Below are 14,790 nucleotides of genomic sequence, written 5' to 3' on the forward strand. Positions count from 1 at the left end.
AATTTCCCCCTTCTATGGGCGGGACGTGTGCCAAAAATCATGATTTAAAAAATATCCTGATCCTTTTCTTTTTTGATACTTGTTCGAGTGGAGTCCGCCGTGTCACTTTCGCTTTGGCAGCAATGTCTTGCCCGTTTGCAGGATGAACTACCTGCCACAGAATTCAGTATGTGGATACGCCCCCTACAGGCGGAACTCAACGACAATACGCTGGCGCTTTACGCCCCGAATCGTTTTGTCCTTGATTGGGTTCGTGACAAATACTTAAACAATATTAACGGCTTGCTCAACGATTTCTGTGGGGCGGATGCACCGTTGCTCCGTTTTGAAGTCGGCAGCAAACCGGTGATGCAACGCGCCAGTCAGCCCGTTGCGGCCAGCGTCAGCTCTCAGGCTGCGCCCGCTATTCCGCGTCTGGCACCTTCACGTCCAAGCTGGGACAGTTCGCCTGCTCAGCCCGAGCTTTCCTACCGCTCGAACGTCAATCCGAAACACACTTTTGATAACTTCGTCGAAGGTAAGTCTAACCAGCTGGCCCGCGCGGCGGCGCGTCAGGTGGCAGATAATCCGGGCGGCGCCTACAACCCGCTTTTCCTTTATGGTGGCACCGGTCTGGGTAAAACCCACTTATTGCATGCAGTCGGTAACGGCATCATGGCGCGTAAAGCCAATGCAAAAGTGGTGTACATGCACTCGGAGCGATTTGTGCAGGACATGGTAAAAGCCCTGCAAAACAACGCCATTGAAGAGTTCAAACGTTACTACCGTTCTGTCGATGCGTTGCTCATCGATGACATTCAATTCTTTGCTAATAAAGAACGTTCACAGGAAGAGTTCTTTCACACCTTTAATGCCCTGCTGGAAGGCAATCAGCAGATCATCCTGACCTCGGATCGCTATCCAAAAGAGATCAACGGTGTTGAAGATCGTCTGAAATCGCGTTTCGGCTGGGGCCTGACGGTGGCGATCGAGCCGCCTGAATTAGAAACCCGCGTGGCGATCCTGATGAAAAAGGCCGACGAGAACGATATCCGTCTGCCGGGCGAAGTTGCCTTCTTTATTGCTAAACGTCTGCGTTCTAATGTGCGTGAGCTTGAAGGCGCACTGAACCGCGTGATCGCCAATGCCAACTTTACCGGCCGCGCGATTACCATCGACTTCGTTCGTGAAGCACTGCGCGATTTGCTGGCGCTTCAGGAGAAGCTGGTCACTATCGATAATATTCAGAAAACAGTGGCCGAATATTATAAAATCAAGGTCGCTGACCTGCTCTCCAAACGGCGCTCCCGTTCGGTAGCCCGCCCACGCCAGATGGCGATGGCGCTGGCGAAAGAGCTGACCAACCACAGCCTGCCAGAAATCGGCGATGCGTTCGGTGGTCGGGACCATACCACGGTGTTGCACGCCTGCCGTAAAATCGAGCAGTTGCGTGAAGAAAGTCACGACATCAAAGAAGATTTCTCCAACTTAATCAGAACATTATCTTCCTAGCGCTATGAAATTTATTGTTGAACGTGAGCATTTGCTGAAACCACTGCAACAGGTCAGTAGCCCGCTGGGTGGACGACCGACGTTGCCTATTTTGGGTAACCTGTTATTACAGGTTACGGACGGCGCGCTGTCGCTGACCGGGACGGATTTGGAAATGGAGATGGTGGCGAAAGTCGCGCTGTCTCAGCCACATGAAGCCGGGGCGACCACCGTTCCTGCGCGTAAATTCTTTGATATCTGCCGTGGATTGCCCGAAGGCGCGGAAATTTCCGTCGCTCTTGATGGCGACCGCATGCTGGTAAAATCAGGCCGCAGCCGCTTCTCGCTGTCGACCTTACCAGCCACAGATTTCCCTAATCTCGACGACTGGCAAAGCGAGGTGGAATTCACCCTGCCGCAGGCCACGTTGAAACGTCTGATTGAAGCCACGCAGTTTTCTATGGCACATCAGGACGTTCGTTATTATTTAAACGGCATGCTGTTTGAAACCGAAGGTGAAGAACTGCGTACCGTGGCGACCGACGGTCACCGTCTGGCCGTCTGTTCTATGCCAATCGGCCAGTCTCTGCCATCGCATTCGGTGATCGTGCCGCGTAAAGGCGTGATGGAACTGGTTCGTCTGCTTGACGGCGGCGACACCACGCTGCAACTGCAAATCGGCAGCAACAACATCCGTGCGCACGTCGGTGACTTCATTTTCACTTCCAAGCTGGTTGATGGCCGTTTCCCTGATTATCGCCGCGTATTGCCGAAGAATCCGGACAAAACGTTGCAGGCAGGTTGTGACCTGCTGAAACAGGCCTTTGCCCGTGCAGCCATTCTTTCTAACGAAAAATTCCGTGGTGTGCGTTTGTACGTCAGCCATAACCAGCTGAAAATCACTGCGAATAACCCCGAACAGGAAGAAGCAGAAGAAATTCTGGATGTCGGTTACGAAGGCACCGAAATGGAAATCGGCTTTAACGTCAGTTACGTACTTGATGTGCTCAATGCCCTCAAGTGCGAAGACGTTAATCTGCTGCTGACAGACTCCGTCTCCAGCGTGCAGATCGAAGACGCTGCGAGTCAGTCAGCGGCCTACGTTGTTATGCCTATGAGGCTCTAGTCTGAATTAATGGCCTTAACGCGCTTACTGATAAAAGATTTCCGCAACATCGAGGCGGCGGATTTAGATCCGTCGCCCGGTTTTAACTTTCTGGTCGGTCCCAATGGCAGCGGTAAAACCAGCGTGCTCGAAGCGGTCTATACGCTGGGGCATGGCCGCGCTTTTCGCAGTTTGCAGGCCGGACGTGTTATCCGTCACGATCAGCCGGAGTTTGTTCTTCATGCCCGTGTGGATGATGGCGGTGATCGTGAGCTGTCGATTGGCTTGAGCAAAAGCCGCCAGGGTGACAGCAAAGTGCGTATTGATGGCAGTGACGGCCACAAAGTGTCTGAACTTGCACAAATGCTGCCGATGCAACTGATCACACCCGAAGGTTTCACCCTGCTCAATGGCGGGCCGAAATACCGGCGGGCATTTATCGACTGGGGCTGTTTTCATCACGACCCCGGTTTTTTTATCGCCTGGAGCAACCTGCGACGGTTACTCAAGCAGCGCAACGCCGCGCTGCGACAGGTGACTCGTTATGCGCAAATTCGTGCCTGGGATCAGGAATTGATCCCGTTAGCCGAGCGCATTAGCGAATGGCGGGCAGCATACAGCGACGCGATCGCGGCTGATATCAGCGCGACCTGCGCGCAATTCCTGCCTGAATTCGCCCTCAGTTTTTCTTTCCAGCGTGGATGGGACAAGGAAACGGAGTATGGCGAGTTGCTGGAGCGTAATTTTGAGCGCGACAGAGCCTTAACCTATACCGCATCAGGCCCGCATAAAGCGGATTTCCGCATTCGTGCCGACGGCACGCCGGTGGAAGATTTACTGTCCCGAGGGCAGCTGAAATTACTGATGTGTGCGCTGAGACTGGCGCAGGGTGAGTTTCTCACCCGACAGAGCGGGCGGCGTTGCCTGTATCTTCTTGACGATTTTGCCTCTGAGCTGGACGCCGACCGACGTCGGTTGCTGGCCGATCGCCTTAAAGCTACCCAGGCACAGGTTTTTGTCAGTGCGATTAGCGCTGAACAAGTGACCGACATGATGGGTGAAAAGGGCAAGATGTTCCGCGTGGAACAAGGTAAAATAGCCGTTCTATCACAGGACTAAAAATGAGCGAGAAACGTTGATGTCGAATTCTTATGACTCCTCAAGTATCAAGGTATTAAAAGGGCTGGACGCGGTGCGTAAGCGCCCCGGCATGTATATCGGCGATACCGATGACGGCACTGGTCTGCACCACATGGTATTCGAGGTTGTGGACAACGCTATCGACGAAGCCCTCGCGGGCCACTGTAAAGAGATTCAGGTCACGATCCATGCGGATAACTCTGTTTCCGTACAGGATGATGGCCGTGGTATTCCGACCGGTATTCACGAAGAAGAGGGCGTTTCTGCTGCTCAGGTCATCATGACCGTTCTTCACGCTGGCGGTAAATTTGACGATAACTCGTATAAAGTCTCCGGCGGTCTGCATGGCGTGGGTGTTTCCGTCGTTAACGCCCTGTCGGAAAAACTGGAACTGGTTATCCGCCGCGAAGGTAAAGTCCATACCCAGACTTACGTACACGGTGAGCCGCAGGATCCGCTGAAAGTTATTGGCGATACTGACGTAACCGGTACCACGGTGCGTTTCTGGCCGAGCTTTAACACCTTCACCAATCACACCGAATTCGAGTATGACATTCTGGCGAAACGCCTGCGCGAACTGTCATTCCTGAACTCCGGCGTGGCAATCCGCCTGCTGGATAAACGTGATGGGAAGAATGATCACTTCCATTATGAAGGCGGTATCAAAGCTTTCGTGGAATATCTGAACAAAAACAAAACTCCAATTCATCCGACCGTGTTCTATTTCTCCACGGTAAAAGATGACATTGGCGTTGAAGTGGCGTTGCAGTGGAACGATGGTTTCCAGGAAAACATCTACTGCTTCACCAACAACATTCCACAGCGTGATGGCGGGACTCACTTAGCCGGTTTCCGTTCGGCAATGACCCGTACCCTGAACGCGTACATGGATAAAGAGGGCTACAGCAAGAAATCCAAAATCAGCGCCACCGGTGACGATGCCCGTGAAGGCCTGATTGCTGTGGTTTCTGTGAAGGTTCCGGATCCGAAGTTCTCTTCCCAGACCAAAGACAAACTGGTTTCTTCCGAAGTGAAAACGGCTGTTGAAACGCTGATGAACGAGAAGCTGGTGGATTACCTGATGGAAAACCCGTCAGACGCCAAAATCGTTGTCGGTAAAATCATCGATGCGGCCCGTGCCCGTGAAGCGGCGCGTAAAGCCCGTGAAATGACCCGTCGTAAAGGCGCGCTGGATCTGGCTGGCTTGCCAGGCAAACTGGCAGATTGTCAGGAACGCGACCCGGCACATTCCGAACTGTACTTAGTGGAAGGGGACTCAGCGGGCGGCTCTGCAAAACAAGGCCGTAACCGTAAGAACCAGGCGATTCTGCCGCTCAAAGGTAAAATCCTCAACGTTGAGAAAGCGCGCTTTGACAAAATGCTTTCTTCTCAGGAAGTGGCAACGCTGATTACCGCGCTCGGTTGCGGCATTGGCCGTGACGAATACAACCCGGACAAACTGCGCTATCACAGCATCATCATCATGACCGATGCCGACGTCGATGGTTCACACATCCGTACCTTGCTGCTGACCTTCTTCTATCGTCAGATGCCTGAAATTGTAGAACGTGGCCATGTATTTATCGCACAGCCGCCATTGTACAAAGTCAAAAAAGGCAAGCAGGAACAGTATATTAAAGACGACGAAGCGATGGATCAGTATCAGATTTCCATTGCGATGGACGGGGCAACGTTACACGCCAACGCCCATGCACCAGCCCTGGCGGGTGAACCGCTGGAAAAACTGGTGGCTGAACATCACAGCGTGCAGAAAATGATTGGCCGTATGGAACGTCGTTATCCGCGTGCGCTGCTGAATAACCTGATTTATCAGCCGACCCTGCCGGGCGCGGATCTGACCGATCAGGCGAAAGTTCAGGCCTGGATGGAATCGCTGGTGGCGCGCCTTAACGAGAAAGAGCAGCATGGCAGTTCTTACAGCGCGATCGTCCGTGAAAACCGTGAGCATCAGCTGTTCGAACCGGTTCTGCGTATCCGTACGCACGGCGTCGATACCGATTACGATTTAGATGCAGACTTCATTCAGGGCGGCGAATACCGCAAAATCTGTGCGCTCGGCGAACAGCTGCGCGGCCTGATCGAAGAAGATGCCTTCATCGAACGTGGCGAACGCCGTCAGCCAGTGACCAGCTTTGAGCAGGCGCTGGAATGGCTGGTGAAAGAGTCCCGTCGTGGTCTGTCGATTCAGCGATACAAAGGTCTGGGCGAAATGAACCCTGATCAGCTGTGGGAAACCACAATGGATCCTGAGCAACGTCGCATGTTACGTGTGACCGTTAAAGACGCCATTGCCGCTGACCAGTTGTTCACCACGCTGATGGGCGATGCGGTTGAACCGCGCCGCGCTTTCATCGAAGAGAACGCCCTGAAAGCTGCCAATATCGATATCTGATAACGGCATAAGCTGATAAAGAGTCCGAACCGGGAAACCGCTTCGGACTTTTTTTTTCGTCTGACGCAGCCCGCATTCCGGCTGGCTTTACAGCGGGTAATCGCGTTAGCATTGATGAAGACTTTTCAAACTCTGAGGATGCTATGGCTATTGAATTAATTGCAATTGATATGGACGGGACGTTGCTCAATCCGCAGCATGAAGTGACACCGGCCGTTAAAAAAGCGTTGTCAGAAGCGCGGGCGAAAGGTGTGCAAATCGTTCTGGCAACCGGACGTCCCTTCGTCGGTGTACAGCGCTATCTGATGGAACTGGATTTGCAGCAGGACGGATGCTACTGCATCACCAATAACGGTGCGCTGGTACATAATGCGAAAGATGGCAGCGTGATTGCCGAAGTAGCCCTCACAATTGAAGATTATCACTACTTTGAACAACTGGCGCGTGAGCTGGGTGTGCATTTCCATGCGCTGACTAAAACCGACCTGTTAACTGCCAACCGCTTTATCAGCAAATACAGCGTGCACGAGTCCTTCACTACGGGCATTCCGCTGCAATTCTGTCCGGCAGAGGAAATGGATCCTGCGCTGACCTTCCCGAAAGTCATGATGATTGATGATCCCGAGTTGCTGGACAGCGCCATCAGCCAGCTGCCAGCAGAAGCAAAAGAAAACTACACCATCATGAAAAGCTCGCCGTATTTCCTCGAAATTCTCGATAAGCGCGTCAACAAAGGCGAAGGCGTGAAAGTGCTGGCGGAAAAACTGGGTATCGCGCGCGAAAGCGTGATGACGCTGGGTGACCAGGAAAACGACATTGCGATGCTGGAATACGCCGGAATCGGCGTCGCGATGGGCAATGCGCTGGACAGCGTCAAAGCCGTCAGCCAGTTCGTCACCAAAACCAACACCGAAGACGGTGTCGCGTTTGCGGTGAATAAGTTCGTGTTAGGTCAGTAAATCCTTCCTGATATCCCCGGCCTGTTTTTCTGAAACCAGGCCGTTCACATCCGTCTCCCCTCCTGATCCCTTCCTTCCTGATGAATATACCTGAATTGTCTGTTTTGTGATCTGGATTGTAGTACAAAGCAATTGTTTGGTACTACTATGCTCATGCATTCTGCAGGGAAGCTTATAAGATTGTGCAGCAATCCAGAGACCGGCAAGGGTCTGAGCGGTAAAGTAGGGTTTTATCCTTCAGCCCCGGAGAAGTTATGCCTTCACATGAACTCAGTAAAACCGACCGTCTGGTCCTGGAAATGGGCCAGCAAATTGTCAGCGGAAAATACATCCCCGGGGCGGCACTGCCTTCAGAAATGGAGCTTTGCGAGCAGTTTGAGACGTCGCGCAACATTATCCGCGAAGTGCTGCGCTCGCTGACGGCGAAACGGCTGGTCGAAATCAAACGTTATCGCGGCGCTTTTGTCAGTCCGAGAAATCAGTGGAATTACCTCGATACCGACGTTTTGCAGTGGGTACTGGCCAGTGATTACGACCCGCGACTGATCGCTGCCATGAGTGAAGTACGTAATCTGGTGGAGCCGGCGATTGCGCGCTGGGCAGCCGAAAGGGCGACCTCCGGTGAACTGGCGGTGATCGAAGAAGCGCTGAACAACATGATCGCTAATCATCAGGACCGCGATGCGTTTAACGAAGCGGATATTGGCTTCCATGAAGCGGTGCTGGCGGCGGTACACAACCCGGTTTTACAGCAGCTGAGTATCGCCATCAGTTCATTGCAGCGGGCGGTGTTTGAAAGAACCTACATGCCGGATGACGACAACATGCCGGTGACGTTGCAGGAACATCAGGAATTGTTCCACGCAATCCGGCATCAGGATGCCAACGCGGCGGAGCAGGCGGCCATGAAAATGATTGCCTCTTCCACGAAACGACTCAAGGACATTACATGACAGCAAGCTATATCGCGCTGGACTGGGGTTCCACCAACCTGCGCGCTTTTTTGTATCAGCAGGGAGAATGCACCGCAGAAGTCCGTTCAGAACGGGGAATTACCCGGCTGGAAGGCACCACGCCACAGCAGGTATTCAACGACGTGATTGCGCCGTGGCAATCCTTAAATCTCCCCGTGATTATGGCGGGGATGATTGGCAGTAACGCTGGCTGGGTGGATGTACCCTATCTTGCCGCACCGTTTTCCCTCGATGCGCTCGGGCAACATCTTTACCCTGTCCACGCCGCATTGCCGGTAAAAGCATGGATTGTGCCGGGGATCAGCGTCAGTCGTGACGACAACTGCAACGTGATGCGCGGCGAAGAAACTCAGCTGCTCGGCGCGGTTCATGATTCTCCTGCCTCCGTGTATCTGATGCCCGGCACCCACAGTAAATGGGTTGAGACTGACGGTAGTCAGGTTCTTGATTTTCGGACAGCCATGACCGGCGAACTTCACTATCTTCTGATGAATCATTCGCTGATCGGCAAAGGTTTACCCGCGCAGCAACCTGCCGCCAATGTCTTCCTGCAAGGGCTCAGCAAAGGTTTAAGCCAGCCGGACATCACCGGTCGCTTATTTGAAGTGCGCGCGGCGCATGTGCTGAACCGGCTGGACAAATCTGCCGTCAGCGACTGGCTTTCCGGCTTACTGATTGGTAGTGAAGTCGCGCAGATGCTCAGGCTTTTTGGCCATCATCATTCGGTCACCCTCATCGGAAATCCGCAGCTGACTGAACGTTACGCGCAGGCACTCCGTCTGGCGGGAGTCAGCTGGCAGGCTTTCGACGGCGATCAGGCTTTTCAATCAGGAATAAGGAGGATCGTAAATGCAATGGGCAACTGAAATCCCGCTTATCGCCATTCTGCGCGGCATTCGTCCGCAGGAAGTGAATCAGCATATTTCCGTCCTGCTGGAGGCCGGTTTTGACGCGGTAGAAATCCCGCTCAATTCACCGGACTGGCAGGAAAGTATCCGGCTGGCAGTAAGCACGTTTGGCGCGCAGGCGCTTTTGGGTGCGGGTACCGTGCTGGAACCGCAGCAGGTTGATGTACTTCATTCGCTTGGCAGCAAACTGGTGGTCACGCCGAATATCAATCCGCAGGTCATTCGCCGGGCGGTCGAACTGGGGATGACGGTTTGCGCCGGTTGCGCGACCGCCACCGAAGCGTTTACAGCACTGGAAGCCGGTGCGCAGGCGCTGAAAATCTTCCCGTCATCGGCTTTCGGCCCCGACTACATCAAAGCCCTGAAAGCGGTGCTGCCCGCACGTGTTCCGGTATTTGCCGTCGGCGGTGTGACGCCTGAAAATCTGGCGATCTATCTCAATGCGGGCTGTGCCGGTGCAGGACTCGGCAGCGATTTATACCGCGCAGGGCAGACGCCTGAAACGACGGCGCTCAAGGCCAAAGCATTTATCCAGGCCTATAAGGATGCAACACAATGAAAGTCACCAAACTGACCACTTACCGCCTCCCACCGCGATGGATGTTTCTGAAGATTGAAACCGATGAAGGTATAACGGGCTGGGGCGAACCGGTTATCGAAGGGCGTGCGCGCAGCGTTGAAGCGGCGGTTCATGAGCTGAGCGAATACGTTATCGGGCAGGATCCGGCGCGTATTAACGACATCTGGCAGACGTTGTATCGTGGCGGATTTTACCGTGGCGGCCCGATCCTGATGAGTGCGATTTCAGGTATCGATCAGGCACTGTGGGACATCAAAGGTAAAGCGCTGGGCGTACCGGTTTATCAGCTGCTGGGCGGTCTGGTGCGCGATAAAATCAAAGCCTACAGTTGGGTGGGCGGTGACCGGCCATCAGAGCTGATTGATGGCATCAACAAACTGCGCGCCATCGGATTTGATACCTTCAAACTGAACGGTTGTGAAGAAATGGGCATTATCGAAAACGCCCGTCAGGTGGATGCTGCCGTCGCACAGGCTGCGCAAATCCGCGCTGAGTTCGGCAATGAAATTGAGTTTGGTCTGGATTTCCATGGTCGTGTCAGTGCGCCGATGGCAAAAATCCTGATCAAAGAACTCGAACCGTATCGCCCGTTATTTATCGAAGAACCGGTGCTGGCCGAGCAGGCCGAGTATTACCCGCGTCTTGCCGCACAAACGCATATTCCGATTGCTGCCGGTGAACGCATGTTCTCCCGTTTCGATTTCAAACGTGTGCTGGCCGATGGCGGTCTGGCGATTGTGCAACCTGATCTCTCGCACGCTGGCGGGATCACTGAATGCTTCAAAATTGCGGCGATGGCCGAATCCTACGATGTCGCGCTGGCTCCGCATTGTCCGCTCGGGCCGATTGCGCTGGCTTCCTGTCTGCATCTTGATTTCGTCTCGCGTAATGCCGTGCTTCAGGAACAAAGTATGGGTATTCATTATAATAAGGGCGCTGAATTACTCGATTTCGTCATTAATAAAGACGATTTTAAAATGACCGACGGTTATTTCTATCCGTTAAATAAACCCGGTCTGGGCGTGGAAATAAATGAAGAGTTGGTGATTGAACGAAGTAAAAATGCTCCTGACTGGCGTAACCCGTTGTGGCGTTATCCTGACGGTGCCGTCGCTGAATGGTAATTACCTGTCATCTTTCAAACGTTTTCTGCGCTGGCTGCTTTCATTCACTCAGGTCACTTACTTAAGTAAGCTCCCGGGGATTCTTTCCATTGCCGCCTTGATAACGTTCGAATGATTTAAGGTAATAATTTAAGTGATTACAAACATTAAATAATCAGGGCAATTTCTGAGTCACCCTTACGCCTGTTAGTCAGAATAACCATTACCAGGAAATAAAAATGGATACCACCCTACAAGTCAGACCGACAAAAAGACGTTACGTCACCTTATTCATGATATTCATTACAGTTGTTATTTGTTATGTCGATCGCGCGAATCTGGCTGTCGCGTCTTCCCATATTCAGCAGGAATTCGGAATAAGCAAAACGCAGATGGGATATATCTTCTCCGCCTTTGCATGGACCTATACCGCCTGCCAGATCCCCGGCGGCTGGTTCCTTGACCGGTTTGGTTCGAGGATGACCTATTTCATCGCCATTTTCGGCTGGTCAGTCGTCACCCTTTTACAGGGATTTGCTGGCGGATTAGCGTCACTGATTGGCCTGCGCGCCGTGACGGGCATGTTTGAAGCACCCGCTTTCCCGACTAATAACCGCATGGTGACCAGTTGGTTCCCGGAACAGGAGCGTGCGTCTGCCGTGGGCTTTTACACCTCCGGCCAGTTTGTCGGATTAGCCTTCCTGACGCCGCTGCTGATCTGGATCCAGGAAATGCTCAGCTGGCACTGGGTGTTCATTATCACCGGTGGCATCGGTATTATCTGGTCGCTGCTGTGGTTCTGCGTGTATCAGTCGCCGCGTAAAAGCAAAGGCGTGAATGCAGAAGAGCTGGAACATATCCGCGCGGGCGGCGGCATGGTGGATGGCGATGCACCGGCGGATAAAAAATCACGAACTCCGCTGACATCCGCAGACTGGAAACTGGTATTTAACCGCAAACTGGTCGGGGTTTATTTAGGACAATTTGCTGTCGCGTCAACGTTATGGTTTTTCCTGACCTGGTTCCCTAATTATCTGACCCAGGAAAAACATATTGCGGCGCTCACCGCCGGATTTATGACAACGGTACCTTTCCTCGCGGCCTTTTTCGGCGTGTTATTATCCGGAATGGTGGCGGATAAACTGGTGCGTAAAGGTAAGTCGATTGGTTTTGCGCGTAAATTACCGATCATCTGCGGGTTGTTATTATCTACCTGCATTATGGGGGCGAATTATACCAATGACCCGATGTGGATCATGATATTAATGGCGCTGGCTTTCTTTGGTAATGGTTTTGCCTCTATTACCTGGTCGCTGGTTTCGTCATTAGCTCCGGTAAGATTAATCGGGCTGACCGGGGGTGTATTTAATCTGGCAGGCGGTTTAGGAGGAATTACCGTCCCGTTAGTTGTCGGTTATTTGGCGCAGAATTACGGTTTTGCCCCGTCATTAACTTATATTTCCGTTGTCGCTTTACTGGGTGCACTTTCTTATATCTTCCTGGTGGGTGAAGTGAAACGTGTCGGAGATTGCTGAAGATTGCCACTGCCGTTTGAGTCCCCTATTCTTAGGCATACTTTAAACGGCAGGGCGCGCCTGAACGCATGAATGAAAAACAACTCACTACTGATGCCCGCGGGCATCAGCTGACCAACATTAACGTCTGGACGCCGGACAGCCAGTGGCTGGTGTATGACGTGCGTCCGCACGGTGGCTCTTTCACCGGTTCGACCATTGAGCGTGTGAATGTGAAAACCGGCGAGACTGAAGTCCTCTATCGCGCCGGTGAAAATGCTCATGTGGGCGTGGTCACAGTCAGCCCGCTCCAGCCGGCCCGTTATGCGTTTATTCATGGTCCGGAAAACCCGGATGCCCGCTGGCAGTATGATTTCCATCATCGCCGCGGTGTCATTGTCTCTGAGCCGCAGCGCGCGCAGGCCGTGACGCTCGATGCGATGGACATCACCGCGCCGTTTACGCCCGGTGCTTTGCGTGGCGGTACGCATGTTCACGTTTTCAGCCCCGACGGCTCCCGCCTCAGCTTTACCTACAACGACCATGTTTTGCATGAACTGAATCCTGCTCTGGATTTACGTAATGTCGGTGTCGCCTTTTCCGGACACCCCGTCATGCCGCCAAAACATCATCCCCGCGAATACGATGGCAGCCATTTCAGCGTGCTGGTCAGCGAAACAACGTCCCATCCGCGGCCTGGCAGCGATGACATTAACCGTGCTTACGAAGAAGGCTGGATCGGGCACGAAGGCTATGTCAAAACAGGCGGTTCACGTCAGCGGTGGGCGCTGGCCTTTATTGGCGACACGCTTTCCGCCAGCGGAGAAAAGCATCCGGAAATTTTCGTGGTGGATCTGCCGGAAGACGACGCGGATTACCTGAAAGCAGGGGTAAAACCGTTGCAGGGAACGCTGCACACGCTGCCTGCGCCACCGTCGGGCGTGAAACAGCGGCGCATTACGTTTACCGAAAAAGGCGTCGCCGCTCAGCCGCGTCACTGGTTACGGTCTTCGCCGGATGGCAGCCAGATTGCGTTTCTGATGAAAGATGGAAAAGACGTGGTGCAGTTCTGGACGGTGTCGCCCAATGGCGGCAAACCGGTGCAGATCAGCCATTCGGCCAGCGGAATTCAGTCGGCGTTTAGCTGGAGCCCGGACGGAAAATCGGTGGCGCTGGTGTGCGATAACAGCGTGATGCGCCTTGATGTGGAAAGCGGAGAAATGCACCGGCTGACCGGAAGAACGGAAATCGCGCCGTGCGCGGATGCTGTAGTGTATTCCCCCGACGGCAGCCAGATAGCTTTTATGCGTCAGGTGGGGGAATTTGCGCAAATTTTCGTGACGGCCAGCCGCTGAGATTTTACCTAACCGGCCGGTCTGGCCGGTTTCATTCCCTCAGGCTGAGGCTTACTTTTTATGTGTGGAGGATTTCTGAGTGCGCGGCGTCGTGGTCATCGGCGGAACGTGATCGATATCGACCCCGTTGCTCAGCGCAATGTTGTGCTCTTCGCTGGCTTTGACGCGGTCGCGCGTTGTGACCTTTCCGCTGCGATAATAATCATAAGGCAGCAAAACCGTATCGAGTAAGGCGCTGAAAGGTAAATCCACTAACAACAGCGGGGTCATCGCCCAACTGGTGTCGTCGCTTTTCATCATATTCACATCAGCGCGTGCGCCTGAATAATAGCCGGTGTCTCCGCCGGTGTGGCTCATCACGCTGGAACAACCGCTCGTCGCTAAAAAAATACATCCTGTCATCAGCGGCGTCAGTACAAATTTCATCATGTTAGAACTCATCTTATGCTGTCAGTCTGAGTTTTTAAGTCAAAACGACTTATACCACCCAGCAAAAAAAATTAACAAAGCAAGCTGTAGCTCTGTGGCTGCGATCCCATTAAGTGTAATGACTATTTGAAATCTTGCAGGAAACCGCCTGCTGTCCCTGGCTTTTCGCCCTCGCACTATTTGTATTTTGACGTCCGCAGTTCAAACGAAAACAAAATTTTTGTCTTTTTCTTGCGAATGCCCACTTGAAATACTCTCTTTCATCGCCATTTTTAATGTACGACGCAGGGGAACGATCGCCGGAAGGGATCGTGAATATAAACCGCGCCGCGAGCCTGTCCATCAGGAAGGCTATATACATATACTCGCTGAATGTCAGGAGAAGTAGTAATGCGTAATTTTGATTTATCACCACTATACCGCTCTGCAATTGGTTTTGACCGTTTATTTAATCTTATCGAATCGGGTCAGAATCAGGGTGGCGGCTATCCTCCTTATAATGTTGAATTAGTTGACGAAAACCATTACCGGATTGCCATCGCGGTAGCGGGATTTGCCGAATCCGAACTGGACATTACAGCGCACGACAATATGTTAGTGGTCAAAGGCGCGCATGCACCGACTGACGCTGACCGCACATATTTATATCAGGGCATTGCTGAGCGTAATTTCGAACGCAAATTCCAGCTGGCCGAACACATTCAAATTAAAGCGGCCAATTTGTCGAATGGTTTGCTGTATATCGATCTGGAACGCATCGTTCCTGAAACGTCCAAACCACGGCGTATTGAGATCCGCTAAGCGTTTATAAAGACAACGCACAAATGAAAAAGTTTAGGC

The 14,790-nt window shown here is 52.8% G+C and carries 13 protein-coding genes; 12 read left to right on the forward strand and 1 reads right to left on the reverse strand.

Features of this window, described 5'->3' with window-relative positions; all coding sequences use genetic code 11:
* The first annotated feature begins 99 nt into the window (after nucleotides 1–99).
* The 11 genes from dnaA (at nucleotide 100) to J1782_RS12660 (ending at nucleotide 13,521) form a co-directional block, all read left to right on the forward strand.
* Complete coding sequence (dnaA, locus tag J1782_RS12610; RefSeq protein WP_208950079.1) at nucleotides 100–1,491, forward strand: chromosomal replication initiator protein DnaA; 1,392 nt, start codon at nucleotides 100–102, stop codon at nucleotides 1,489–1,491.
* 4 nt (nucleotides 1,492–1,495) lie between these two features.
* Nucleotides 1,496–2,596 (forward strand): DNA polymerase III subunit beta, encoded by a 1,101-nt coding sequence (gene dnaN, locus J1782_RS12615; RefSeq protein WP_013573353.1) that lies wholly within the window; start codon nucleotides 1,496–1,498, stop codon nucleotides 2,594–2,596.
* Between the two features lie 9 nt (nucleotides 2,597–2,605).
* Entirely contained in the window at nucleotides 2,606–3,694 is a 1,089-nt protein-coding gene (gene recF / locus J1782_RS12620; protein WP_152323742.1) for a DNA replication/repair protein RecF, read from the forward strand.
* A gap of 19 nt (nucleotides 3,695–3,713) precedes the next feature.
* Entirely contained in the window at nucleotides 3,714–6,128 is a 2,415-nt protein-coding gene (gyrB, locus tag J1782_RS12625; RefSeq protein ID WP_165060661.1) for a DNA topoisomerase (ATP-hydrolyzing) subunit B, read from the forward strand.
* Between the two features lie 143 nt (nucleotides 6,129–6,271).
* Nucleotides 6,272–7,087, forward strand: a complete 816-nt coding sequence (yidA, locus tag J1782_RS12630; RefSeq protein WP_217153264.1) for a sugar-phosphatase — start codon at nucleotides 6,272–6,274, stop codon at nucleotides 7,085–7,087.
* 254 nt (nucleotides 7,088–7,341) lie between these two features.
* Nucleotides 7,342–8,040, forward strand: a complete 699-nt coding sequence (locus J1782_RS12635; protein WP_217153265.1) for a FadR/GntR family transcriptional regulator — start codon at nucleotides 7,342–7,344, stop codon at nucleotides 8,038–8,040.
* Nucleotides 8,037–8,927, forward strand: a complete 891-nt coding sequence (locus tag J1782_RS12640; RefSeq protein WP_217153266.1) for a 2-dehydro-3-deoxygalactonokinase — start codon at nucleotides 8,037–8,039, stop codon at nucleotides 8,925–8,927. Before J1782_RS12635 ends, J1782_RS12640 begins: the two co-directional genes overlap by 4 nt.
* Nucleotides 8,911–9,528: a 2-dehydro-3-deoxy-6-phosphogalactonate aldolase gene (locus J1782_RS12645; protein ID WP_217153267.1), complete on the forward strand. Its 618-nt coding sequence runs from the start codon at nucleotides 8,911–8,913 to the stop codon at nucleotides 9,526–9,528. The genes J1782_RS12640 and J1782_RS12645 overlap by 17 nt, the downstream gene beginning before the upstream one ends.
* Nucleotides 9,525–10,673 carry a galactonate dehydratase gene (dgoD, locus tag J1782_RS12650; RefSeq protein WP_152323736.1) on the forward strand — a complete coding sequence of 383 codons (1,149 nt, stop codon included), beginning with the start codon at nucleotides 9,525–9,527 and terminating at the stop codon, nucleotides 10,671–10,673. The genes J1782_RS12645 and dgoD overlap by 4 nt, the downstream gene beginning before the upstream one ends.
* Nucleotides 10,674–10,891: 218 nt before the next feature.
* On the forward strand, nucleotides 10,892–12,187 hold the full coding sequence (locus J1782_RS12655; RefSeq protein ID WP_217153268.1) for an MFS transporter: 1,296 nt from the start codon (nucleotides 10,892–10,894) through the stop codon (nucleotides 12,185–12,187).
* Between the two features lie 68 nt (nucleotides 12,188–12,255).
* Entirely contained in the window at nucleotides 12,256–13,521 is a 1,266-nt protein-coding gene (locus tag J1782_RS12660) for a DUF3748 domain-containing protein (protein WP_217153269.1), read from the forward strand.
* Between the two features lie 51 nt (nucleotides 13,522–13,572).
* Here J1782_RS12660 and J1782_RS12665 read toward each other — a convergent pair whose 3' ends face one another.
* Entirely contained in the window at nucleotides 13,573–13,950 is a 378-nt protein-coding gene (locus tag J1782_RS12665; RefSeq protein WP_152323733.1) for a YceK/YidQ family lipoprotein, read from the reverse strand.
* Nucleotides 13,951–14,340: 390 nt separating this feature from the next.
* Between J1782_RS12665 and ibpA the strand changes: the two genes are divergently transcribed.
* Complete coding sequence (gene ibpA, locus J1782_RS12670; RefSeq protein ID WP_152323732.1) at nucleotides 14,341–14,751, forward strand: small heat shock chaperone IbpA; 411 nt, start codon at nucleotides 14,341–14,343, stop codon at nucleotides 14,749–14,751.
* Nucleotides 14,752–14,790 lie beyond the last annotated feature (39 nt).

It is taken from the genome of Rahnella sp. BCC 1045, assembly GCF_019049615.1.
Taxonomy (GTDB): domain Bacteria; phylum Pseudomonadota; class Gammaproteobacteria; order Enterobacterales; family Enterobacteriaceae; genus Rahnella; species Rahnella contaminans.

Bases quoted from the DNA above. Each gene is read 5' to 3' on its own strand.
- yidA (WP_217153264.1), top strand. From the start codon at position 6,272: ATGGCTATTGAATTAATTGCAATTGATATGGACGGGACGTTGCTCAAT.
- J1782_RS12660 (WP_217153269.1), top strand. From the start codon at position 12,256: ATGAATGAAAAACAACTCACTACTGATGCCCGCGGGCATCAGCTGACC.
- J1782_RS12635 (WP_217153265.1), top strand. From the start codon at position 7,342: ATGCCTTCACATGAACTCAGTAAAACCGACCGTCTGGTCCTGGAAATG.
- ibpA (WP_152323732.1), top strand. From the start codon at position 14,341: ATGCGTAATTTTGATTTATCACCACTATACCGCTCTGCAATTGGTTTT.
- J1782_RS12665 (WP_152323733.1), bottom strand. From the start codon at position 13,950: ATGATGAAATTTGTACTGACGCCGCTGATGACAGGATGTATTTTTTTA.
- J1782_RS12645 (WP_217153267.1), top strand. From the start codon at position 8,911: ATGCAATGGGCAACTGAAATCCCGCTTATCGCCATTCTGCGCGGCATT.
- gyrB (WP_165060661.1), top strand. From the start codon at position 3,714: ATGTCGAATTCTTATGACTCCTCAAGTATCAAGGTATTAAAAGGGCTG.
- recF (WP_152323742.1), top strand. From the start codon at position 2,606: ATGGCCTTAACGCGCTTACTGATAAAAGATTTCCGCAACATCGAGGCG.
- dgoD (WP_152323736.1), top strand. From the start codon at position 9,525: ATGAAAGTCACCAAACTGACCACTTACCGCCTCCCACCGCGATGGATG.
- dnaN (WP_013573353.1), top strand. From the start codon at position 1,496: ATGAAATTTATTGTTGAACGTGAGCATTTGCTGAAACCACTGCAACAG.
- J1782_RS12640 (WP_217153266.1), top strand. From the start codon at position 8,037: ATGACAGCAAGCTATATCGCGCTGGACTGGGGTTCCACCAACCTGCGC.
- J1782_RS12655 (WP_217153268.1), top strand. From the start codon at position 10,892: ATGGATACCACCCTACAAGTCAGACCGACAAAAAGACGTTACGTCACC.